At 54.2% G+C, this 19,874-nt stretch carries 26 protein-coding genes; all 26 read right to left on the minus strand.

Annotated features, from left to right (window positions below):
• Window position 1: 1 nt before the first annotated feature.
• The 26 genes from G7Y44_RS03085 to G7Y44_RS03210 all read right to left on the minus strand — a co-directional run bounded on the left by G7Y44_RS03085 (window position 2) and on the right by G7Y44_RS03210 (window position 19,757).
• The gene (locus G7Y44_RS03085; RefSeq protein ID WP_165247461.1) at window positions 2–652 is read right to left on the minus strand and encodes a BppU family phage baseplate upper protein; all 651 of its coding nucleotides are present in this window, start codon (window positions 650–652) and stop codon (window positions 2–4) included.
• The gene (locus G7Y44_RS03090; RefSeq protein WP_165247463.1) at window positions 652–918 is read right to left on the minus strand and encodes a hypothetical protein; all 267 of its coding nucleotides are present in this window, start codon (window positions 916–918) and stop codon (window positions 652–654) included. Before G7Y44_RS03090 ends, G7Y44_RS03085 begins: the two co-directional genes overlap by 1 nt.
• Window positions 911–2,014, minus strand: a complete 1,104-nt coding sequence (locus tag G7Y44_RS03095; RefSeq protein ID WP_165247465.1) for a hypothetical protein — start codon at window positions 2,012–2,014, stop codon at window positions 911–913. The genes G7Y44_RS03090 and G7Y44_RS03095 overlap by 8 nt, the downstream gene beginning before the upstream one ends.
• Window positions 2,014–4,194 carry a hypothetical protein gene (locus G7Y44_RS03100; RefSeq protein WP_165247467.1) on the minus strand — a complete coding sequence of 727 codons (2,181 nt, stop codon included), beginning with the start codon at window positions 4,192–4,194 and terminating at the stop codon, window positions 2,014–2,016. Before G7Y44_RS03100 ends, G7Y44_RS03095 begins: the two co-directional genes overlap by 1 nt.
• 12 nt (window positions 4,195–4,206) lie before the next feature.
• Window positions 4,207–7,260 carry a tape measure protein gene (locus tag G7Y44_RS03105; RefSeq protein ID WP_165247469.1) on the minus strand — a complete coding sequence of 1,018 codons (3,054 nt, stop codon included), beginning with the start codon at window positions 7,258–7,260 and terminating at the stop codon, window positions 4,207–4,209.
• Between the two features lies 1 nt (window position 7,261).
• Window positions 7,262–7,591, minus strand: a complete 330-nt coding sequence (locus G7Y44_RS03110; protein ID WP_165247471.1) for a hypothetical protein — start codon at window positions 7,589–7,591, stop codon at window positions 7,262–7,264.
• A 26-nt stretch (window positions 7,592–7,617) separates the two neighbouring features.
• Complete coding sequence (locus G7Y44_RS03115; RefSeq protein ID WP_165247473.1) at window positions 7,618–7,980, minus strand: hypothetical protein; 363 nt, start codon at window positions 7,978–7,980, stop codon at window positions 7,618–7,620.
• 27 nt (window positions 7,981–8,007) lie between these two features.
• A complete protein-coding gene (locus G7Y44_RS03120) occupies window positions 8,008–8,601 on the minus strand; it encodes a phage tail tube protein (protein ID WP_165247475.1) in 594 nt (197 codons plus the stop codon).
• Between the two features lie 31 nt (window positions 8,602–8,632).
• Window positions 8,633–8,998 (minus strand): hypothetical protein, encoded by a 366-nt coding sequence (locus G7Y44_RS03125; RefSeq protein ID WP_165247477.1) that lies wholly within the window; start codon window positions 8,996–8,998, stop codon window positions 8,633–8,635.
• A gap of 16 nt (window positions 8,999–9,014) precedes the next feature.
• Entirely contained in the window at window positions 9,015–9,305 is a 291-nt protein-coding gene (locus G7Y44_RS03130) for a hypothetical protein (RefSeq protein ID WP_165247479.1), read from the minus strand.
• Window positions 9,298–9,633, minus strand: coding sequence for a hypothetical protein (locus G7Y44_RS03135; RefSeq protein ID WP_165247481.1), 336 nt, complete (start codon window positions 9,631–9,633; stop codon window positions 9,298–9,300). Before G7Y44_RS03135 ends, G7Y44_RS03130 begins: the two co-directional genes overlap by 8 nt.
• Window positions 9,633–10,028, minus strand: coding sequence for a Gp19/Gp15/Gp42 family protein (locus tag G7Y44_RS03140; RefSeq protein WP_165247483.1), 396 nt, complete (start codon window positions 10,026–10,028; stop codon window positions 9,633–9,635). The genes G7Y44_RS03135 and G7Y44_RS03140 overlap by 1 nt, the downstream gene beginning before the upstream one ends.
• Before the next feature lie 4 nt (window positions 10,029–10,032).
• Window positions 10,033–10,245, minus strand: a complete 213-nt coding sequence (locus G7Y44_RS03145) for a hypothetical protein (protein WP_165247485.1) — start codon at window positions 10,243–10,245, stop codon at window positions 10,033–10,035.
• Between the two features lie 12 nt (window positions 10,246–10,257).
• Complete coding sequence (locus tag G7Y44_RS03150) at window positions 10,258–11,142, minus strand: phage major capsid family protein (RefSeq protein WP_165247487.1); 885 nt, start codon at window positions 11,140–11,142, stop codon at window positions 10,258–10,260.
• Window positions 11,143–11,156: 14 nt separating this feature from the next.
• The gene (locus G7Y44_RS03155; protein ID WP_165247489.1) at window positions 11,157–11,651 is read right to left on the minus strand and encodes a hypothetical protein; all 495 of its coding nucleotides are present in this window, start codon (window positions 11,649–11,651) and stop codon (window positions 11,157–11,159) included.
• Window positions 11,652–11,849: 198 nt separating this feature from the next.
• Window positions 11,850–12,017, minus strand: coding sequence for a hypothetical protein (locus tag G7Y44_RS03160; RefSeq protein WP_165247491.1), 168 nt, complete (start codon window positions 12,015–12,017; stop codon window positions 11,850–11,852).
• A 10-nt stretch (window positions 12,018–12,027) separates the two neighbouring features.
• Complete coding sequence (locus G7Y44_RS03165; protein WP_165247493.1) at window positions 12,028–13,089, minus strand: VG15 protein; 1,062 nt, start codon at window positions 13,087–13,089, stop codon at window positions 12,028–12,030.
• Entirely contained in the window at window positions 13,064–14,488 is a 1,425-nt protein-coding gene (locus G7Y44_RS03170) for a phage portal protein (protein ID WP_165247495.1), read from the minus strand. The genes G7Y44_RS03165 and G7Y44_RS03170 overlap by 26 nt, the downstream gene beginning before the upstream one ends.
• A complete protein-coding gene (locus G7Y44_RS03175) occupies window positions 14,488–15,981 on the minus strand; it encodes a hypothetical protein (protein ID WP_165247497.1) in 1,494 nt (497 codons plus the stop codon). Before G7Y44_RS03175 ends, G7Y44_RS03170 begins: the two co-directional genes overlap by 1 nt.
• A complete protein-coding gene (locus G7Y44_RS03180) occupies window positions 15,920–16,321 on the minus strand; it encodes a hypothetical protein (RefSeq protein ID WP_165247499.1) in 402 nt (133 codons plus the stop codon). The genes G7Y44_RS03175 and G7Y44_RS03180 overlap by 62 nt, the downstream gene beginning before the upstream one ends.
• A 198-nt stretch (window positions 16,322–16,519) precedes the next feature.
• Complete coding sequence (locus G7Y44_RS03185) at window positions 16,520–16,816, minus strand: HNH endonuclease (RefSeq protein WP_165247501.1); 297 nt, start codon at window positions 16,814–16,816, stop codon at window positions 16,520–16,522.
• A gap of 344 nt (window positions 16,817–17,160) precedes the next feature.
• A complete protein-coding gene (locus tag G7Y44_RS03190) occupies window positions 17,161–17,634 on the minus strand; it encodes a hypothetical protein (RefSeq protein WP_165247503.1) in 474 nt (157 codons plus the stop codon).
• A gap of 269 nt (window positions 17,635–17,903) precedes the next feature.
• A complete protein-coding gene (dut, locus tag G7Y44_RS03195; protein WP_241159161.1) occupies window positions 17,904–18,347 on the minus strand; it encodes a dUTP diphosphatase in 444 nt (147 codons plus the stop codon).
• Window positions 18,344–18,619: a hypothetical protein gene (locus G7Y44_RS03200; protein ID WP_165247505.1), complete on the minus strand. Its 276-nt coding sequence runs from the start codon at window positions 18,617–18,619 to the stop codon at window positions 18,344–18,346. Before G7Y44_RS03200 ends, dut begins: the two co-directional genes overlap by 4 nt.
• Window positions 18,619–19,308, minus strand: coding sequence for a hypothetical protein (locus tag G7Y44_RS03205; RefSeq protein WP_165247507.1), 690 nt, complete (start codon window positions 19,306–19,308; stop codon window positions 18,619–18,621). The genes G7Y44_RS03200 and G7Y44_RS03205 overlap by 1 nt, the downstream gene beginning before the upstream one ends.
• Entirely contained in the window at window positions 19,305–19,757 is a 453-nt protein-coding gene (locus G7Y44_RS03210; protein WP_206214390.1) for a Lar family restriction alleviation protein, read from the minus strand. Before G7Y44_RS03210 ends, G7Y44_RS03205 begins: the two co-directional genes overlap by 4 nt.
• Window positions 19,758–19,874 lie beyond the last annotated feature (117 nt).

Below are 19,874 nucleotides of genomic sequence, written 5' to 3' on the forward strand. Positions count from 1 at the left end.
CCTAATACGAATAGGTTATGTCGAGTCCGCCATCATCAGGGTTTACGCTGAAACTAACAGCGGAATACTTAGCCATTTCAGATGCAACAGCATTCGCTACCTCATCCGGCACAATCTCTGTCACTGCCTTATCAATAGCCGAATTCGCCGATGCAGCTGCCGTGTTAGCTGACTGCGCAGCGGCGTTGGCGTTGGCCGTTGCTTGTTCCATTGCACGCATGTGTTCGTCGTACTTTGGTAGGTAGTCTGTCGCACCGGCATCCGATATATCGACACCGCGTGCGACGTCGAAGAAAAACGGCTGCGCGCAGGCAATCTCAACCCCGTTACACTTAATCTTGAAGTGAGCACGCACACGACCAACAACCGCGCCAAGCACACCCGGCACAAGATAGTCAACACGTCCGTAGAGTGCTTTGGTTATCGTTGCCGCATCAATTACCGACGTCCCATTAGGTCGTGCCGCACACAGCTCTACAGAACACCCAGTCAAATTAAAGGGGCTTCCGTGGTCAGTTATGGATACCTCTAACTTGAGTGTGTCGGCTTCACCTTGCACGACAGCTATTGGTTCGCCGCCATTCGGTCGCCCAAACGTATCTCTGTCCTTGCGCAGGTCACACACAATACGTATTGCTTTCCTGTCCACCATTAACTCCTAACCCGCGCTATCACTGCGCTTTCACCGCTTGCCATCGTCAAAACGATCACCCTGTCGCCATTCGAAACGTCACAGCACAGCACACAGTCGACGTCAACCGTCGCTCCATCGAGCCTAACCTTGCAACGCCCGCCAGAAGGCAAACCGCCAACCGTTCCCCATGAGTGCGACTCATCGCGTACGGGTGCAGTTATGCGCATCGACTTCGCGAATTCATCGAGCGAGATCATGCCATTTGTCGTTTCGCTATCAACCACAAATAACCCTCCCTCCCGACTCGGTTTTAAATGCTGTACGAACGAATCGCCGCGCTTCGGTTGTGCATATAGGCGAGCCTGCAAGCGGTATGCGAATCGATGTAACGCACCCACGCCACGACAGTCCAGCCGCCGTATACTCAATCGCTATTGCATCATCAGGCCACACTGGCACCCAGGGGCTTTTGATCTTTACCTTTTCAACCCTTGCAGAAGATGCAACCAGCTTACGTTCAGCAAGCGCCACAAGGCTTGCGAGTCGCTCTTGCGGGCTATCACCTGCTAGCTCTGACACGGCTTCGTATTTTGTAACCTCAAATCCAAGTGAAGGCACCGACGATGGGCTATCGGGGTCCACGTTAATACACCATGCTTCTAAACACTCGTCTGCTGTCGAGTGACATAACCTCACGGCGTTTGGTACCGAAAGGTCTCGCTTAACCTCAACCTCGCCGACAAGAATCGAGCCGTCACCGTCACGAAACTCCCATACCGGCGAACGTTCCATTGGCTCCACGTAAGGCGCGGCAACAATGGTGCCGTATGGGTCGGCGCGAAGCGAAGCAAATCCGGCCTTGTCGAGCAGTTCGTTACACACCGACAGCCACGTTACTCCCGCTTTCGACGTCCAATCAGATGAAAGTACGTAGGCACTTGGCGTGATAGATGCAGCCAAACCACACTCGGCGCACATGTTAGCCACAAGCTCCGTAGGGCGCGACCCGGCAGGCGCGGTGTATGGGGCGGCAAAGCGTCTGCCAGATAGTATCGAAAGCATTCCCGACAGCTCAAGCTTACCCGATGTGCGCCCGCCAAGCAGCGTCGGCGATTCACAAGCAGCACGCATGGTTGCCACAACGCGATCGTCATGCTCACCGTACTCATCAACAAACGCATACGACACGCGCACTAGCCCGCCATTCCTGGGCTCATCGCCGTCGAAGCTCACATTGCCTGAACCTTTAATTTCTGAAAGCGCCGAAAGATCAAGCGTTCCGCCGGTTGCGCACGCAATCTCTCCCGCTTCATCCATCGACGGCCACTCAACGCGACGAAACGTGCGTGTCTGTAGCCTTCTTGTTGTCCAGTCAACCATCACAGCACCCTTCCGTCGATCTGTTGCCAGCTCGCTCGCACGGTGCCCCACCAGCCACGTTCAACGTCTGCCGGGTCAAGTGACACATCAACAGCAGCGTGCATTACATCGCCATCAGCTGTCTTCATCACACAGAAGCCACCTGTCTGCACAAGATGCTCGAATGCCATACGCTCCGACCGAGCCGTGAGCGCCAAAGACACATCACCCGTACGTTTTATGTGTCCATCGTCATAGAGCACTGGCAAGCTGCGTCCAGCAAACCATTCAAGGGCTCGAGACGGTCGCTCTGATGCCCAGCTTGAATCGGGATTCCATTTGCCGCGCGCGATCTGTGTGTCACCATCGCCAAAGTAAAAGAACCACCATGGCGTGCAAACCTTGCCAGGAAACGACGTCGCATTTGCAGCACCAGCACCCGAATAAGTTACGCATTCATACGAGTAAACGACATTAAGCGGGGCATAGCGGTCAGTAAGTGCATGACCAGCGTCAACACCTTTCGCAAGTTCCACTCGCCCTGTCTCGCTCACACGGAATACATCCACGTGGTAAACCTCTGCAAGTTCCGGGTCATCAAGCACCGAGACCTCCAAAGACACAAGTCCTGTTTCAGGGTCAGGGTCAATATCAAGGTGTGCAGGACACGGCAGCACGTAGTTCACAGCAACTGCGCGTGATGCACTTGCCGATAGCGTTGATGTTGACCGAGCTGTCACGGCCATAACATAGCGCTCTCCGTTGGTAGGAAACCATTCAACCGGTGCAATATCGCTCACGGTTGCAGTGCCCATGTCAATGCGACACACTTCCGCGCCACGCGAATCTTTTACGGTAAGCACTGCCGAAGCAAGCTTTCCAGACGGGTCCGAATACTGAAGCCGCACACGAACGGGCAAATCGCGAATCACATATCCTTCCGATGGCTCGGCGAATACAACAGAAGGCACCTGGCACACCCGAAACGCAGAATTCGCACTCCATGGGCCCCATTCAGCGTGCGCACCCTTAGTACGTACCCTCCACGTAACAGTTGAGTTGATGTCCCATAAGTTTGCCACCTCAACTCGCTGTGCAGAGCCACTCACCTCTACAGACGTCCACGTTGCGCCACCGTCAACTGAATATTGAAGCTGTGCAGCAGTTTGAGCCGAGCCATCAGCAGGATTATGCAACCATCCGAAAACAACGCGCGCATGTGCCTTCGATACCGTTGCCGATGACACAGGAGAAGTGAGTGTCGGCGCTGCTGGCGGGCACATGGTAATTACGGCCGACGACCACGGCGACCAAGCAGATGCCAAGCTACCGCGCACATTACGCGCACGATAATAGAACGTACCACCGCCAGGGTTATCTGATGCAGACGTAGCCATGCCATCAATTGTTATCGTGGTAATAACAGTTGATTTGTCGGCTGATCTTTGTATTTCAGTGGCCGTGGCCGTACGCGACTCATTGGTAAGAGCAAGCGCAACACCAGTCTCGCCGGTACGCGACGCTTCTACCTTGGAAGGTGCAGCAGGTGTGTTGTAGGTGTAGTTTGTCTCTGACCATGTACCAAAATGTACACCGTTATACGGGCGTATGCGATAGCGGTAGAAGCAGTCGGCGGCCGTGGTGGAGTCAGCATATGAGGTAGCACCTGCATTCAGGCTCACCAGTGCCGACCACTCACCACCGTTTATACTGCGCTCTACGTATAGCCCGCTATAGGGCTTTGATGCACTCGACGCAAGCGTCCACGAAACCGTGTTCTGGTTGTCAGAAACGCGCCTGGCGGCCGCACCGGTAACAGCGTCAGGAGTTCCCGCACCCGCAACCGCAACAACGCCGGATGCAGTAGTCGTAGAGCCAACACCACCGTATCCGTTTACCGTCGCAGAATAACTCGAAGCGGAAAACGACACTTGTCTTCCAGTAGCTCCCTTAGCTACTGTCACCGACCCCGAACATGCACAAACGGTCTGATACCTCGACGTACACGCCCCCTCAATGGCGCGTACATGCGTGCCATTGACATAAACGTTAAGACCAACGCCCCACAAATACCAGTCACCAAAGCTAATACTTGCCGACCACGAAATGATCGCATGGGTATCAGTTTCAGAAGACACCCAGGCAGAAACATCGACGGAATAAAACTTTACGCCGTTGCGGTAAACGGTCGAACTTGCCATTGTGTCGCCCCCTTACCTTCCGTACTCCGCATTCGCGCGGTTTGCGTAGTCAACTATCAGCCGCAGCGCATCGGCCGCAGCACTTTCTGGTGGCACACTCACGTTGCCAACGCTGTAGTAGTTATTTGTTACCGTCTGCGCTTTGTTTCGTACGCCCTCGGCAATAAGATCAACAAAGGGCTGCGAATAACGTCTATTTGTAAGCGGAACAATGGCCTCGGCACCGTCTTCTCCCACAATGTCAAGCGGAACAGCACGCGTTGCGATTGCGCCATCGGCGTGCATGCGGTAGCCACCTTCGGCGTTAAGCCGAATACCGCCCGCGGCATTTCGGCTCACGCCGCCGCTCATGGTCTGGCTTATGGCAAGACTTACCCGTGCACTAAACGAACGGAACCAGCCGCCATTCCAAATATCACGAAGACGAATCGATTCAGCGATATTGCCATTAACGTGTGCACTACCATTGAGCTTTGCAAGATGTGATCCGTTCCACGTATACACACGGCCCTGGGCGTCTTGCAGCTGCTGATCTGCGACAGCAACATTTCCATCCTGGTCAACAAGGTCTGTTCCATTCCATGTGTACACACGGCCCTGGGCGTCGATAAGCTGGCCGCGCTCGACTACGATGTTGCCATCTTTGTCAACGATAGATGTGTCGTTGTAGTGCTGCACGCTCCACACCATCGCATCCATGTTGCCCTGGCAATTCGCGGCGAGCTGCATCAGGTTATCCGAACCAATAGCGTTTAATTGTTCCGACGAAACACCCGCTTCACCTAATTTCCCGGCAAAGTCTGTCACGCTTACGCCGGCAACCTCAAGTATTTCACCCACGCCGTCCATGCCAGTAAGCGTTTCGGTAATATCCGCAACCATCCTGGCGGTGTCTGCCACCGCGTCATCCATCCCAACGCCCATGTTGTCAAGTGTGCCAACAATTGATGCTGCGGTACCGTCGTATGAATCGGCAAGGGTAAGTAGTTGCTCATCGGTAAGCGCCGAGAGGTCGGATGTTTCAACTCCAAGTTCACGCAGATCGTCTTTGAGCATAGAAAGCGACGTACCGCCTTCGGAAAGCACCGCCGAAAACATGGCCGGAAGTGATGCGCCCCACTGGTCAAACTCATCAGCAGAGTCACTTGCAGCCCTGGCTGCATCTCCGAGCTCGCCTTCAAGCTGTGCAACCGCACCGTCGGCTACTTCGGCGGCCGCCTTTGCGTCCAAATACTCGCCGTTAAGCCCCTGCATGGCAAGGGTGTTTTCAGCACATGCTCTCGCGTCTTCGTACGTGCGCCCTTCGTGAATCATCAGACGCTGCGTTTCTTCCTCTAAAGCATCGTTGTATTCGCGACGCTCTGCTGCATAAGTAGCAGCCGCATCGGCCTGCATCTTGTATGCTTCCGATAAATTCTCGGTAAGCGCACTTATGCGAATTTCTTCTTTCTTCGCTTCAATAAGGTTGTTTACCGTGTCAGTAAGGTCTTGTGCATTGCCATCAGCATCAACATACGCATCAGCGGCAACGTCTGCTGCGGTAGCCGATAACCCAAACTGCTCGTTCACCAGTTGCAGCGCCCACTCAAGCCGCCCTTGTGCTTCGGCGCTTAGGTCGGTTTTCCCGGCGTAGTCATTTATGATCTGCTGTGCAGCTGAAAGCTCCGAAATCTGTGCCTGGGCACTCGCTGTTGTCTCATTCATGCGCCCAACACCTTGCGCCATTGACTCTGCAAGCTCTGAAACACTCTTAGCAGCGGGTCCCGCGGCTGATGCAATACCATCAAGTTGCACCGAGTAGCCATCGAGTGCCGCAGCATTACTCACCGCATCAGCAAGCCCTTCGGTCGATTCAACAAAATTCTTGTGTTCGGCGTACGCCGCCGCCGCAGCAGATGCCACAAGTCCGAAAGCTGCCGCCCCAGCTGCAAGCCCAAGCGACGCTGGTGTCATCGACGTGCCAAGCAGCTTATTCGCGCCCGCCAAAAGCGTCGTTTCCTTCTTCGCATCCTTCACCCTGTCGGCAAACCCCTGTATATGGGTTCCCGCCGACCGGGCAACACTAAACCCAGCAAACGCCGTAACAGCAGAGGGCCCGATATCTCGCAGCCAAGAAGCAAGCATCTTAACAGGGGGCATTACCACCCGCACGCCATCAGATAGCGCATCAAACGTTTTGTTTATGGCTCCCTTCATGCCGTCAAACACACCGGCAATATTCTCCGAGCCAACAGCATCCATCACATCGGCGATTCCGCGCGTAACGGCGTTTCCCATGTTGGCAACCGACGTCTGCACGCCACCAGATGCGGTTTCTGCTTGCTCACGGAAGCTCGCAAAGCTCTCGCCGCCTTCATTGTCAAGCCGCACCATGGCGCGCAACAGGTCATCCATCGACAGAATAGCTTCACCACCGCCGCCACCCAGTGCGGCGTAAAGATCGTTTGCTGTAGCCGTCGGGCCTAGCATCGACTTTGCGAGCTGATCCATCTGTCCAGGCATTGCTGCCGTGAAGCTCTTCCAATCCTCAAGTTCGGGCTTGCCCTTCGCCAGCATCTGCCGGAACTGCTCCATGGCAGCTGTTGTAAGCTGTGTCGAGCTACCAGACGCCACCAGCATGTCGTTGAGTGCCAAACCAGCATCAGTTGCTAAATCAAGGTCGCGCGTAACAACAGCAAGCCCCTGCACGGTCGATACCATGTCATCAAGCCTTGTGGGCAACCCTTGCAGCCTGCTGCTCATCTTTTCAATGGATGCTTCTGCCGACTGCGCACCAAAGCCTAAGTTTTCCATGGTGCGCGGGTAGTTATTCAGCGTGTCGAAGCGAGCAGCAGCGTCCCCCACATGGCTCGCAATGCTTTCCATGGCCATGTTTGTCATTGCAGAAAACGCACCAATAGCAGCGCCAGACTTAACGAGTCCGCCACCCATTCCGCGCCCGTACTCGCCACCGGCGCGCTCTCCTGCTTCGCTCGCATCTACTTTCGCGAATTCGGCCTTCACGGCAGCAGATAACCCCGGGAACTTTGGAACAACATTCAGTGTTGCCTTCCCAATAACTGCCATTTCACACCTCTTCCCACTCTGTTGACCCTATGACGTCTACCGCCTTGCGTACCGACGCTCTCGCACGGGCGTTTTCCACGATGTCAGCGGGTCTAAACGTCTGTGGAGGGTTACTCTTTACGCCTGCCTGCGCATAGGCAATCCTCCACAGTTCGTCTTGGATGTCGGCCGCAGCATGTCTCCATTCAGGCCAAGAATCTTGAGGGCGCGTTACCCTCACGTAGAGCGAACCTGGCGGCAGCGTTAGCACAAGGTCGATAGCTTCGTCGGTAGGAACTTCGTCGTACGACACGCCATAAACGCGCCTAAAGTCGTGACGCAGCTCGCGCACATGACCCGCCTCCAGGTGCGCGAGCGTTAGAAGTTTTTTAGTTCTGGCGAGGTAAGAATCTTAGTGAACGCAACACCTATAGCGCCCACATCAACCGTGCCATCTTCGTCGGTACACGCCGCGGTAAGTTCAGCCATCTGATCGGCACCCAAAAGCAGGAGCAACGCCTGTTCGGCATCTTCATCACGAAGCTGACCAGACAAAAGGTCGCTTACCCGCTTATCGTGTGCGCGTTTTACGGGCACCTCAAAGTCGATACCAAGCGCCCGGATAGTCGCTACGCGCGAACGCCGTGATTCAATGAGCTTCATTTTCGCGTCAATGCCTTTGGCGTGTCCCGTTTCAATACCAATACCACGCGCATACTCGTCAAGATCGGCGGCGCTCATGCGCGCCATTGCTTCCCGGTTCATGCGCTACACCGAAGCAGGCGCGGCGGGCTTTGCGCGATAAATATCGAACATGCGCCCATCATCTTCAATGGCGGTAAACGTCATGCCATAAACCATGAGCGAGCCGCGCTGGTGGGGAACATCATCAAACGACGTGATAGATGCCTTGCGCACAACCGTACGGCGCAGATACCCGTTCGATTCCAGCTCGTCAATAACAAGCGGCACCGTGGTAATAGAACCAGCCACCCCTTTGATGTGAGTAACAGAGCCATCTGATGCCGACTCGACGTTACCCGCGCCGTAGCGCAGCTTTGCCACCGCAGCACGGTTTGGCTCAATGAACTCCATCTTGTAAGTGTTCTGCTCTCCGGTAGCTTCGGTTAAAACCGTGCTTCCGTGCCACCCCTTAAACTCGCTGGTGTCAACCGTCTTGCCTTCGGTAAACCCGTTCTCGCTCAATTCACCAAGCGATTCAAAGCCCTCAACGGTACTCATCTTCGTTGTCGCGTCGGTGGGCAGCGTCGGGTTGTCATCGAAGCTTGTCCAGCAGCACCCTCCCTCAACCGGCTTACCAACCGTTACAAGAGAGCTATCAATTTCCTTTATAGCAGTCATAGCTGTTCCCTTCTGTAATTCTCTTCATCTCTTATTTGGGCGGCACGTACGTCGCCACGGTGTAGCTTGCAGTCCATCTCGGCAAGCGCGAGTCTGGGTCGGGGTCGCTATAAAACGACTCTTGAAACACATCCGCATAACCGCCAGAAAATGGCAGCGCGTCGATAACATCGCACGCCGCATCGGCAAGTTCGAAAGCTTCCTGCTCGGTTTTTGCCCAGCAGTAAATACGAATGCCCGCGCGGTCAACAAGTGTGTTTTCTCTGGCTCCGCCTTCACGGTACACAACAACAAGCGGAACCGAGCAGTCGGCAGGTGCTCGCACTCTCACCTCAACAGGCGAAAGCGCATCTTCTAAGCGTTTGCGCACGTCGGCCTGCACGTTAAGCGTTGGCATAGCGTCCCCCTATCCCTTAATGACACTGTTTTCCCAAGCTCTTATACTTCGCTTCGTTGATACGCCCAAGCTTTGTGCGCGTATGTGCCGCGCCAACAGCCGTGCGTGATAACACGTCAACGTGCGCGCCGTATGGCTCGTGTTCAAACCCTTTTGAGCCAACCCACTTAGCTTCGTGTGAGTGCGCGTCTGCATTGGCGGCGTCGGCGAGCTTGAATGCCTGACGAAGCAGTTCCGACTTCATGCCCGCCGACTTGCATATTTCTTGCAAACCGTCATGGTCAATCTCAAACTCGATATCAGCCATCGCACACCACCGCCAACACAGCTCGGTTCCAGGGGCCAGGGACATCAGGGCCGTAAGGCTGCGGGTCGCCAACAATGCGATAACGCCTGTCTAAGCGTTCAATCTCGCAGCCCTGAAGAGGTGAATCGTAAGCCTTCGGTATATGAAACGTCGCATCACAGCGTGCCCCGTTCGGGCGCGCTGCTGCAAGCTCGCGCCATACACCCGGCTCGAACAGCACGCCCGTTACGGTTTCGCCTTCAAAGGTCACAGACGGTTCACCCATTTCATCAGGCTCGCCCTCAATCGGGTGCCACACCTTAACCGTTTCTCCCGTAATAAGGCTCATCAGCTCACCTCATTGCGTTCAATAGGGTGCATCGATCGCACAATCTGGCCATCAAGCCCAAGCGAAGCCCGCATTGACTTACTAACGTACATGCTGCCAAGCGCGCTTCCGTACGTCACCGATGCCGTGTATCCGCCTGCACCCTGGCTATACTGTGTCGCACCAGCCATCTGTGCGGGAGCTGCCAGCACCTGATTAACCAGCAAGCAACAAGCCGCCTCTACACCTCGGTCAAATGCGGCGTGTACACCGGGCTCATACGCCACACCCCAGAAACTCTCGTATTCCGAAAGCAGCTTGGCCGTCGCATCAGCAAGTAACTTATCCATGCGGGCAGTATCACCTACCTCGCCGTATCGCGCCGCATAGTCAGCCGCGCTAGCAAAAGGCTCCACGGCTCTACTCCGATGCAAGACCTGCGGCCACCAGTGCATCAACAAGCGCGTTATATGCCGCTGCTGTCGCCTTTACGGTGGCACCATCTGGCAGCTTATCCAGCTTGCCAAGTACGGCATTTCCTTCTTCGTCGGTCAGCGCAACGTGCTGCGGCATAATCGGAGACGCATCAGCAGGCTTACCAAGAATGTAGCGTTGCATAAGTATTGCAGACATACATACACCCCCTTACGCGCCTGCGGTCTTAAGCACCGCAAAGCCCTTGGGGTCAAGCACGGCATAGGCGAGCACTGCTTCGGTGCGGTATGCAACCTGGTTAGAACCCTTCAAGTCATTGCCAGTGTTATCGGGATCGCCAAACTCAATCAGTTCGGAATACATATCGCGAACCATGCCCCACTTAATGAGCCCGAAATCGCCCATGATCGCCTTGACGTTAGTCGGAGTCGTAGCCAAGCGTCCGTTGACGGTGCCCGACGCAGCCGCTGCAATACCATCAACACTACCCACATTCAAAGACAGCGGGATTTCCGGGTACAGGCGCATGCCCGTAGACGGAACGCGAATCTTGCGCAGTTCGCTCGCAAAGCGGCGAGACAACGCAAAACCGTTAATGTTGTAGTCGATAAGGGCGTCGGTCAGCGCATCAATATCAGCCGTGGGGTCATTGGTTGCCGTAACGGCAGTAGCACCCGTAGTAAGCGCGGTGTACCCATCAAGAGCAGCTCCCGTCTTGGGGTTGATCGCGTGGTAAACAATATAGTCAAGCGCACGACCAAGTGCCGCCGTCTGATCGGCGATGATGTTCGACACAATCTCAAGGCGGTTGTCCTCGTCTGCCCACTTCAACTCGTCAGATACGCGCGTAGTTGTAACAATCTTGGCACGCTTCGCAACAATCGGCGTGGTGTTAATGTCGTAGCTTGTCTTCTTTGCGCCCTCTGCCACAACCTCGGCTTCGGCGGTCGGATTAAACACCAAATAGGTGGTATCCGCAAATTTCTGCGGCGTGCTCGGGGAGAGCGCCGCAATGGTGGAGGTGTCCTTCACCTTGCCAAGAAGCTCGGTGACAACACTCTTGGGTAAGGTTACTTTCTCGGTTCCGTTTGCCATTTCTTCCAACCTTTCTAGTTGTTACCGGTGAGCTTTCGCGCGAATTCGCGAAGCTCGTCATTTCCACCCGTCCCCTTATCAAAAGAGCCGGGGTCGGAGACTTTCGGGGCAGGCTTGGTCTTGAAATGGGCGAGCATCTTGTCAGCCCATGCACCCATTTCCTCTTCGGTTTCCCCGTTTAGTAGGTCAACCGGAACACCCTTCTCGCGTGCCACCTTTGCAGCTATCGACGCCCTTTGTTCGGCCTTTTCCTTCTCGTCAAGTTTGGCCTTAAGCTCTGCAATCTGCTGCTCAACGCTCTTTCCTCCGTTGCCTTGCAGTTTTGCAAGCTCTTCGGCGGCTTCCTTGTTTGACTTCGCCCGCGTTTCCCACTTGCGCGAGTTTGCCTTCGCCTGCTCGTAGAGCGCCTTGTAGTCGGGCTCCTGTTGCTGTCCGCCACCGTTTTGTTCGGCACCTTGCGCTGTGGCCTGTGCTCCGTCTTGTCCGGTGGTCTGCGTTCCGTCTGCCATTTCGTCTCCCTTCCGCGCCGTGCGGCGCGAGTCGTGCCCTTACGGGCGATGAAAAATAAATGCCCGCGTGCGCGGGCATGAAAAAAGCGCCGTTCGGCGCTTAATCCCAAAAAGTACGGTACTATCATCTGCGAAGGAGCCACCCCCCGCCTGAACAAGGAGGGCAATGGCTAGCTCTTTTTTTTCTGATTCTTGAAGCTAATCAATATCAGCAAGTTTCACCTGGTTCGCTTTGAAAAACTCGTCTTCGTATGCATCGGGGCCATCTGGTGTTCTAAACTCAACAAGACAGTCACCGTTGTCGAAAAGTTCTATGATGTGGCCGATTCGTCCATCGGGCACGATAACCTCGTCGTATTCCTTCATATCGCACCGCCTACTTATTAACGTAGATTGAAGTCAATCTAAGTTTACCCTTTTTCTTATCCGTAATCCATCCTGCTTTGACTAATGCGCTTCTACCATCCTTACCATCCATCGTCATATGGGTCGTAAAGCGGTCGCCATATTCGTCCGTGTTTCTGCGTTCGGGCTCGTGTTCGGCAACATGGGCGTACATCCGCGCGGCAACCTCTGCGGCGTCTTTCGCGGTGTAGCCGAGGTATCCTGCAAAAGCTTTTGCCTTGTTTGCGTCGCCATCGGGTGAAAGGGCGTATCGCTCGAGTTTCGCCGACGTAATTTCGTAATCATCAAGCGCTTTCATCACACGATCGTATGGCTCACGCCCCTGAACAAACGCAGCCTTGAGTACTCTTTTGTCGAAGTCACTAACGCCCTGCATCTTGTCTATCTTATCGAACCCTTTCCATTTTCGATACAGTTCGTCGGGGTCATAGCCTTCGACCTCCATGCCGGAAAACCCTGGCACAACCTTGCACCGGCAGCCGCGGTGAAAGTGGTTTCCTTCGCCCGCGGCGCTTGCCGACAGGTAAACAAACCCCCTACTTGCAAGCATGATGCAAAACGTGCACGTCTCGCTACCCATGGGCACACGCGCATAACGTATCCCGTCGCGTTTCGCATTAATACGCATGGTCTGGTTTGCCCTGCGGCCAACTTGCTCGCTTGCTTGGTTCCCGCAGGCATCAGAAAACCCCGCGGTGTCGCCATCAAGATACTTGCGTATCTGATAGCGAACTTCACGCTCCACGTATGCAGAAACATCTGATGTGTCTATTACCGCTGAATCTATCGTAACGCCCGCTGATTCGGCCATTTCATCGTACAAATCAGCTGCAAGAGACGATGCACCGTCACCATAGGTAAGCACTGCATCGTTTACTTGCTCTATAGCGAATTCGCGCACCGATTCAGCTGAAACGCGAGGAAAAGCAGCCAAATATGCTTCAATGCGTTTTCTCACATGGTCATACGCTGCCCCCTCAAGTTTCGCAAGACGTGCGTCGTATTCACTAAGCGCCTTCCTGGACAGCCGCATTGCTATCCTCCGTTCCGCCTGCGATCAGCTGCTCAACAACCGCACGACCTTGCGCTCGTCGGCTGTCGGAATTGATGCGCTTAATCTGATCTGCCGTATACCCCAACATCTCAAGCGAAACATCAGAGTTTGCTATCTTCGGAATGCTCTGCACTTGCTTCAAGAGCGCATCAGACTGACTTACCACAGAAGGGTAGGCCGCTGGTAAGAAGTTAGCAGTAACGTTGTAACCAGCGTCTCGCTCTGTGGCAAAGTCGGTGCCATGCAGTACCGCAAGCGCCATGTAAGCCACGTTGCGAAGCGCACTTCCGTTGTCGCGGTTCATGTTTCGCGCATCTATAACAAGCGGCTCAAGAGACGCCGCTATAGCATCCGACGAACTCGGGTTATCATTTGACACTCCAAAGAACGAAACGGGCACATTGGTTACTGCCGACATCTGACACGCAAGCTGCCGCAAGTACTCCGTCAGTGGCGCCATTTGAAGTTGTGCCGACTGCCACACGGTCGGCCTGTCACCGTCGGCGTCTTTGGTGATCTCGTTTACCGCTCCCATGCTTGCGTCAAACTTGTTGCCACCGTCGGTAACACGCTTATACGTTCCAAGTAGCCAAATCTGCGGAAGCGTTGACGACTCTGCGGCTACCTCCATACGGGCTCGCTGGCGAATTGCGTCGTCGGTGATACTCATCACCGAGCGTGTGATTCGAGACGTGCCGAACGGACGCTCAAGCGTAGGGCCATAAGGCATGTGCTCCATAAGCGGGCGCCCCATGGAGTGCTCCAAGTATTCAGCCCTCCATGCTCCACCACGAAAACGCAGCGAGATAATCGCGTCTGCGGTGTAAACGTCAATGGCCATAGGAACACGCTCGCCACCACGCGCCTTCGACTCGACCATGACAAGCCCCGCGCGAATTGTCTTGCTAGAGTCATCCCAAACAGCACTCGCAGCAGTCGCTGGATAAGCACTAATAACCGGCCTGGCGTCATCGCCGCTTGTCACCGTCCAGAAACCGCAACAATGCTTAAGAGCACCAATGAGATTCTTCCGATAGAGTTCGTTTAATCCATTCGCGGCGCATATCTCCATAAGTTCGGCCTGCACAACCTCATCCGATGCGGTAAAGCCGTCAAGCACGCTGCGGTCAGCCAGGGCATGAACCGCCTTGCGCGGCCAGTCAACACGTGGATCAATCTTTTTTGCCAAGCTATCTGGCATTGAGATTCCTAAGTCCTTCACGCGAACATGGCAAAGGTAGTAATCTTCACGCAGCAGGTTACGCCTGCGCTTCTTACGCCACACATCTACCAGTTCTTTTACCAGATCACGATCTTCGGGAAGAAGCCCCGAAGCGTTTGAAACGCCTGTTGCGAGATTCAAGTTGATGTCGTTCATCAAAAGCTCGCCTCCTGTACTCTTCCTGGGTCACGCTTTGTTGTTCGTGCTGCGTAAAGCGCAAGTGATACCGACTCAATGGGGGCAGACACACTATCTGGGCCATCACCAAAGCCCCAGCCCCCGTTCTTTCCTATGTCACGCTTGATCGATCTTGTAGCCGATTCATCAAGCGCAGGGGATGCGATATGCGTAAGCGTTTTCGAACAAATTTCGTCGCGAAGCATCGTTGCTGCTGCCTGCACAACCGCAGACGAACCTTGCATGATCGCCTTCTTTGGAAACCCACCATCATTCAGGCGCTGAATCAATGCATCCGCGCCAGATTTGCCGTCAATACACACAGCCGCTATCTCGGCGGCGTTGCGTAGCAACATGTCCGATACACCGGCGGTTCCGCCACTCGCTCCTTGTACGTCGTACAGCTCTACGTATGAGCCTGCGCCCCTTTCGGCGCGCGCCCACGATATAGCAACTATTGCGCCGTCGGGGCTGAACTTAACGCCGAAGGCAAGCTTGCCGCCTGCCATGGGAGCATCTGTCTCGCACGCTTTCCACGCGGCGGCATCAATCGCCGAAGCCGCCGTTGTTCCTGGCAACCAATAGCCGAAATACTCCTGGGCTGCCGCAAGATCATCAGGCAGCATTGCGCGAATACCGGCGCTGATTGCATTAATGTCGGCATGGCCCGACGCAAGCGAAGGGTTAACCTCATACAATCGCGCTTCATCGCGCACGTCCCCAATTTCTGGCGCACCCCATTCAACCCACGACAGATCATCGCCGCATGCATCCCCAAGCGCTTCTGTCCGCATCTGCATGAAGTTCGTTGCCGGGCTTCCAGCTCGCGTTGGTGTGCCCAGATAAATTGCCTGGAAGTTATGCTTTGCCCCAGACGAAGTGGTGGGCATAATTGCCTGCACGTGTTCTGGCATAAGCTCCTGCGCTTCGTCATACACAACAACATCGAAGCTATAACCAAGACCAGCAGATTTCGTACGCGTAGAAAACGCAATTACGCCGCCGCCTTTAAATTCGTATGACTCCTGGGCAGTTTTCGAACACGCAGCGGTAACAAGCCGATTGAACGCTTTAATACCGTAGTTGTCATCCGGTCTTCGCCCGAGAATCTTTCTAAACCTGTCAAGCATCTCGCAGGTAGTCGAGTAGTTATGATCTGTCCAAAGCACCTTGTAACCCATCATGCAGGCAAGAAAAATAACCCACACAATGCCGTTGACTGATTTTCCGGCCTGGCGCGGAACAGATGCGCCGTTTCTGCGGTGAACCCATTGTCCGAGCGCATCAAATGCCGACCAGACAGCAATAACGTCTACTTGCCAGTCAAGCAAGCTATACCCCGCAAGCCTTGCTGTTTCTCTAACCTCTTCCACAAGGTTACCCGCGCCGAACCCTTGTGTTACCCAGTGCCTAGGATGGCATCCGTCGCGCGATTGATTCGGCAACGGCATCGAGCGCGATTGCTGCTTCATCTTGCGGGTCACCCTCCATTCTCTCAACTGACTCTACCGTTGCTCGATACTCGCGAGCGAGCGAAGCCATCTCTTTTGGGCCCGCCTCTTTGAGCGATTCTCTAAGCATGTCGCGAAGCTCTTTTAAGCGCGAAAGCGAGTCCTGTGGGTCGTTTACAGCAATGCTGTTTTTTACCTCCTGTCGTTTACACTTTTCACGCAGCCCTTCTTTGTTCACAATGCCGCTCACGCACGTACGTGATCGACCAATGTTTCTCGCGATTTCAGATATGCTCATCTGCGGAAACTTTGAGCGCACATATTCGCGCTCCATTTCCGTAACTGCTCCTTTTGTCCGCATGCAAACCCCCTTTCCGTTTACACCCTAAAAGGCGTGAGAAAAAAAGGCCGTATGGCTCCGGGGTGGCCGGTAGGTACGGGGAGAGGGTAAGCCCCCCGGTTGTTCTCTATTTTTCTCGTTCTGAATCAGGCACTCTTCAAAAAAAGAAAGTGCTGCTTGCTTATCCTGGAGAAGTGTCGTCAATAACGCTTCTCTTATTCAGAACAGGCGCGTCCGAACTATTGGCAGGGCTGTTGCGCTGGCGTCACCCGGCATTCGGCAACCTTTGCGTTGGTTACAAATGCGGTGTGCGGCGTCAACGTTGGTGTAATCGTACGGGTCACCACCACGCGCGATCGGAACCACATGGTCAAGCTCGAAGCTCCACGGGTCACCCGGTGGCAGTGAGTAATCAATAGGCTGTTTGCACAAATGGCACGGCCTGCCTTCTGCACGCAAACGCGCTCGCATCTTGCGGGTGGCGTTACCGTTTGAGCTCCAGCGTTGGCGACTCATGATTCGCCCCTCATATACTCATCCATGGGCGCATGCTTAATCTTATTGTGCTCCCTGATGTCGCGCATAAAACTTGGCGACGGGCCGAGACAATCAAACTGTTGGCATGAGCGCGGCGCTGGTTCACCACATGCGCGCAGCATGGCGCAACTCATTGAGGTGTCAAAGCGCAACGCTGAACTAATCATGTAGTCAATCGTTACCATAGCCACCTCCTGACGTTCTATTCAGTAAGGGCAAAATAAAAGCCGCCCACCCGGACGGCCTTACTTGAACTTCTCGACGATAGCAAAATAGCACGGAACATACGGACATTTACGGACATCTTTTCATACACATTTCCATCACATAGTCACAGCATCGGGAAATAACCCCGATTTGAACTGCTCGGGGATCATCGGGTACAGTTCACGCACGCCACCATCTGCAATACGACAAGCCTGCTTTGCGCTGTAGCCGATCTCATCTCCCACAGCATTCCATGTAAGCCCATCTACCTCATGCAACCACATTGCACGCCGCCCTAGAAAACCAGCCGAGCACATGCGCTTTGCTGCGGCAACCTCGGCATGATTTGCTCGTACAAGTTCTGACCACTCTCTTTCAAGGTCGACAAGCTGCACAACCATATCAGCTGTCGAGCAGCCTTGACCACCTGATGTTATATCGTCGAAACTCACGCCTGCCACACCTTCGGCACGCTCACGAATGGTACGGATACGACGCTCGGCGTCACGGATATCGGCGTCAAGTGCGCGAATATGATGCATCCAAGCTCTCACGCACTCCCGCATAACGTATATATCGTGTTCTTCCATGAGCACCCCCAACATGTTGCGGTACAATTCCCGTACTTGCTCGGGACCCTCAATATGTTGGGGGTTCTTTTTTTTGTCGTTACGTCGCAGCAACTCCAAGGCAGGCGCAGGCCGCAGAGAAAAGAATGCCAATCCACCTGGCTATCTGGAAAGCAGCAAGGAATAACCCAGCAGCCATAAGTATGAACAGCACAGCGCACCTCCAATTACATGGCTCACGATCGGGAAGATGAGATCGCATCATTCACTCACAACCTTCATGGTTATACCTAACCAATACCCGTGCTACCGAAGCCACCAGTGCCGCGCTCGGTTTCACTCAATGAATCAACCGGCACCAACTCGCACGGCACGTATGGCATAACAACCAACTGGCAAACACGGGTGCCAGCATCAAGCGTTATGGTTTCATCGGACGTGTTAACAAGACTTGCACCGATCTCGCCACGGTAGCCCGAATCAATAACGCCCACGCTATTTGAAAGCGTGATGCCGTGTTTTGTCGCAAGGCCGCTGCGCGGAAACACAAGCCCCACGCACCCCTGCGGAATCTCAACAGCAACACCGGTGCCGATGTTAACACGCTGCCCGGGCTCCAATGTCACATCATGCTTAATGCGCAAGTCAAGACCTGCGTCACCTTCATGCGCGTAGCTTGGCGGCTCCATGCCATCAGTTATACGAACATTCATCTTCCGCTCTTTGAGTTTCATTGTCGTATCACCTTTACATCCTTGACTGCTTCAAGTATCTGCCGCTCTACAGCTTGTGCTCGCTTGATTGCTTGCGGCAAATCGTACGTTCCCTCAAGAAACCGAAGCTCCCGCTCATACACGTCTTTCAAGGCAGAAGCGAAGTTTTGGTAATAACGCCCCGTGGATTTCCATTTATAGTTTCCGTCTTTGCCTTTAGAAAGCATCCAGAGCTGCCAGTTGAGCGAATCCATCGGACGTAGCTCATAGGTGTCTAAGATTCTCACGACCATTACATATCACCCTCTAAGAGCTTACGCTGACGCGCCAAAAGATCAAACGCTTTCGCGGTGTCGCACGAATTAACGCCGTAATACCCCCTCGGTTTTTTGCCGTCGATTTTTGAAGGACATTCTTCGCAGGAAAACGCTATGCAGCCCCAATACTGAAACATTGATTTTCTCGCATCTTCGTCAATGCGATCCTGCGAGTCTGGTTCCTTATGGGTAAATACCGACGGCGTGTAAATATGACATTCGGTTCCGTGATTATCCACCACAAGCGGGCTAACACTGATGACCGTATACTGCTTGCCGTTGCGCTTATGGTACAAAGTATCGCCGACGTTTATTTCAGCTCCGTCGCCGTCAAGTACAGTCTTTCTAGGAACGTCTCCGTATCCGTGACGCTCACGCAAACTATCGTAGATTGTCCATGAACCAGTATTGCTAACCTCATACCCTATGATCGCGCCGTCCAATCCATCGGCGTAATCACCGACCTGTACCAGTGCCCCATCTTCAAAGCAAGGTCGAGGAATAAAACACCGATTGATGTAATCGGAAAAACTCTCGTCATCGTCTAACCGTTTCGGCCAACCTTCACCGCTTTCGCGTGTGTACACTGGCGTAAACTGAACATCGTAGTTGTACTCAATGTCAGCAATTGTGTCAGCAGTAGTCCTTATCGTCCAGATTGTCATTTCTTCACCACCTTAGCGCCGCAATACGGGCAAAAGCTAAACCGCGGCTTGTAGTTCCAGCCACCGTACTTGCCCCTTGTCTCATCAAACCACCCCAATTCACCGCCAAGCATCATGCCCCCGCACTCCGAGCACGCATAATCGCATCCGTCTGGGTGCGTCTCGCCCGTCTCGACCTCGTTATCATCATCGTCGTACACAACATGCACTACGTCCGGGGAGTAGTAGCATGTGCGCTCGATTCGGTCGTTCCAATCCTGCACAGCCCTGTCGCCAATCAGGTTGTAATCTCCGGGCACATTCGCACCACATTCGCGGCACTCTACTGCCACGAACTCGCCCCCGTCGCTATCCGTCTTCATAGATCGCCGAACATGATCGCTGCCGCAGAATGGGCACGGTTTCAAACCTTCGCTAATCTTTTCGCCCATCATGACCTCCGAATCCATGACCCGCAGTTCGGGCAAAAGTTGAACGAATCCGCCGAATCAAACTGCGCTAAACACGTATCACACACGTCAAAGATCATCCCGTCATCGTGTTCCTTTTCAACCATCGTGCATTCA

The sequence above is a fragment of the Adlercreutzia sp. ZJ141 genome, assembly GCF_011038965.1.
Classification (GTDB): domain Bacteria; phylum Actinomycetota; class Coriobacteriia; order Coriobacteriales; family Eggerthellaceae; genus ZJ141.

What these genes read in the sequence shown, in the direction of transcription:
- G7Y44_RS03120 (WP_165247475.1), bottom strand. Translation starts at nt 8,601, where the DNA reads ATGACTGCTATAAAGGAAATTGATAGCTCTCTTGTAACGGTTGGTAAG.
- G7Y44_RS03125 (WP_165247477.1), bottom strand. Translation starts at nt 8,998, where the DNA reads ATGCCAACGCTTAACGTGCAGGCCGACGTGCGCAAACGCTTAGAAGAT.
- G7Y44_RS03205 (WP_165247507.1), bottom strand. Translation starts at nt 19,308, where the DNA reads ATGACAATCTGGACGATAAGGACTACTGCTGACACAATTGCTGACATT.
- G7Y44_RS03210 (WP_206214390.1), bottom strand. Translation starts at nt 19,757, where the DNA reads ATGGATTCGGAGGTCATGATGGGCGAAAAGATTAGCGAAGGTTTGAAA.
- G7Y44_RS03150 (WP_165247487.1), bottom strand. Translation starts at nt 11,142, where the DNA reads ATGGCAAACGGAACCGAGAAAGTAACCTTACCCAAGAGTGTTGTCACC.
- G7Y44_RS03185 (WP_165247501.1), bottom strand. Translation starts at nt 16,816, where the DNA reads ATGAGTCGCCAACGCTGGAGCTCAAACGGTAACGCCACCCGCAAGATG.
- G7Y44_RS03200 (WP_165247505.1), bottom strand. Translation starts at nt 18,619, where the DNA reads ATGGTCGTGAGAATCTTAGACACCTATGAGCTACGTCCGATGGATTCG.
- G7Y44_RS03130 (WP_165247479.1), bottom strand. Translation starts at nt 9,305, where the DNA reads ATGGCTGATATCGAGTTTGAGATTGACCATGACGGTTTGCAAGAAATA.
- G7Y44_RS03135 (WP_165247481.1), bottom strand. Translation starts at nt 9,633, where the DNA reads ATGAGCCTTATTACGGGAGAAACGGTTAAGGTGTGGCACCCGATTGAG.
- G7Y44_RS03160 (WP_165247491.1), bottom strand. Translation starts at nt 12,017, where the DNA reads ATGAAGGAATACGACGAGGTTATCGTGCCCGATGGACGAATCGGCCAC.
- G7Y44_RS03100 (WP_165247467.1), bottom strand. Translation starts at nt 4,194, where the DNA reads ATGGCAAGTTCGACCGTTTACCGCAACGGCGTAAAGTTTTATTCCGTC.
- G7Y44_RS03115 (WP_165247473.1), bottom strand. Translation starts at nt 7,980, where the DNA reads ATGAGCGCCGCCGATCTTGACGAGTATGCGCGTGGTATTGGTATTGAA.
- G7Y44_RS03170 (WP_165247495.1), bottom strand. Translation starts at nt 14,488, where the DNA reads ATGAACGACATCAACTTGAATCTCGCAACAGGCGTTTCAAACGCTTCG.
- G7Y44_RS03165 (WP_165247493.1), bottom strand. Translation starts at nt 13,089, where the DNA reads ATGCGGCTGTCCAGGAAGGCGCTTAGTGAATACGACGCACGTCTTGCG.
- G7Y44_RS03095 (WP_165247465.1), bottom strand. Translation starts at nt 2,014, where the DNA reads ATGGTTGACTGGACAACAAGAAGGCTACAGACACGCACGTTTCGTCGC.
- G7Y44_RS03145 (WP_165247485.1), bottom strand. Translation starts at nt 10,245, where the DNA reads ATGTCTGCAATACTTATGCAACGCTACATTCTTGGTAAGCCTGCTGAT.
- G7Y44_RS03155 (WP_165247489.1), bottom strand. Translation starts at nt 11,651, where the DNA reads ATGGCAGACGGAACGCAGACCACCGGACAAGACGGAGCACAGGCCACA.
- dut (WP_241159161.1), bottom strand. Translation starts at nt 18,347, where the DNA reads ATGAAACTCAAAGAGCGGAAGATGAATGTTCGTATAACTGATGGCATG.
- G7Y44_RS03180 (WP_165247499.1), bottom strand. Translation starts at nt 16,321, where the DNA reads ATGCGGACAAAAGGAGCAGTTACGGAAATGGAGCGCGAATATGTGCGC.
- G7Y44_RS03085 (WP_165247461.1), bottom strand. Translation starts at nt 652, where the DNA reads ATGGTGGACAGGAAAGCAATACGTATTGTGTGTGACCTGCGCAAGGAC.
- G7Y44_RS03175 (WP_165247497.1), bottom strand. Translation starts at nt 15,981, where the DNA reads ATGAAGCAGCAATCGCGCTCGATGCCGTTGCCGAATCAATCGCGCGAC.
- G7Y44_RS03105 (WP_165247469.1), bottom strand. Translation starts at nt 7,260, where the DNA reads ATGGCAGTTATTGGGAAGGCAACACTGAATGTTGTTCCAAAGTTCCCG.
- G7Y44_RS03190 (WP_165247503.1), bottom strand. Translation starts at nt 17,634, where the DNA reads ATGGAAGAACACGATATATACGTTATGCGGGAGTGCGTGAGAGCTTGG.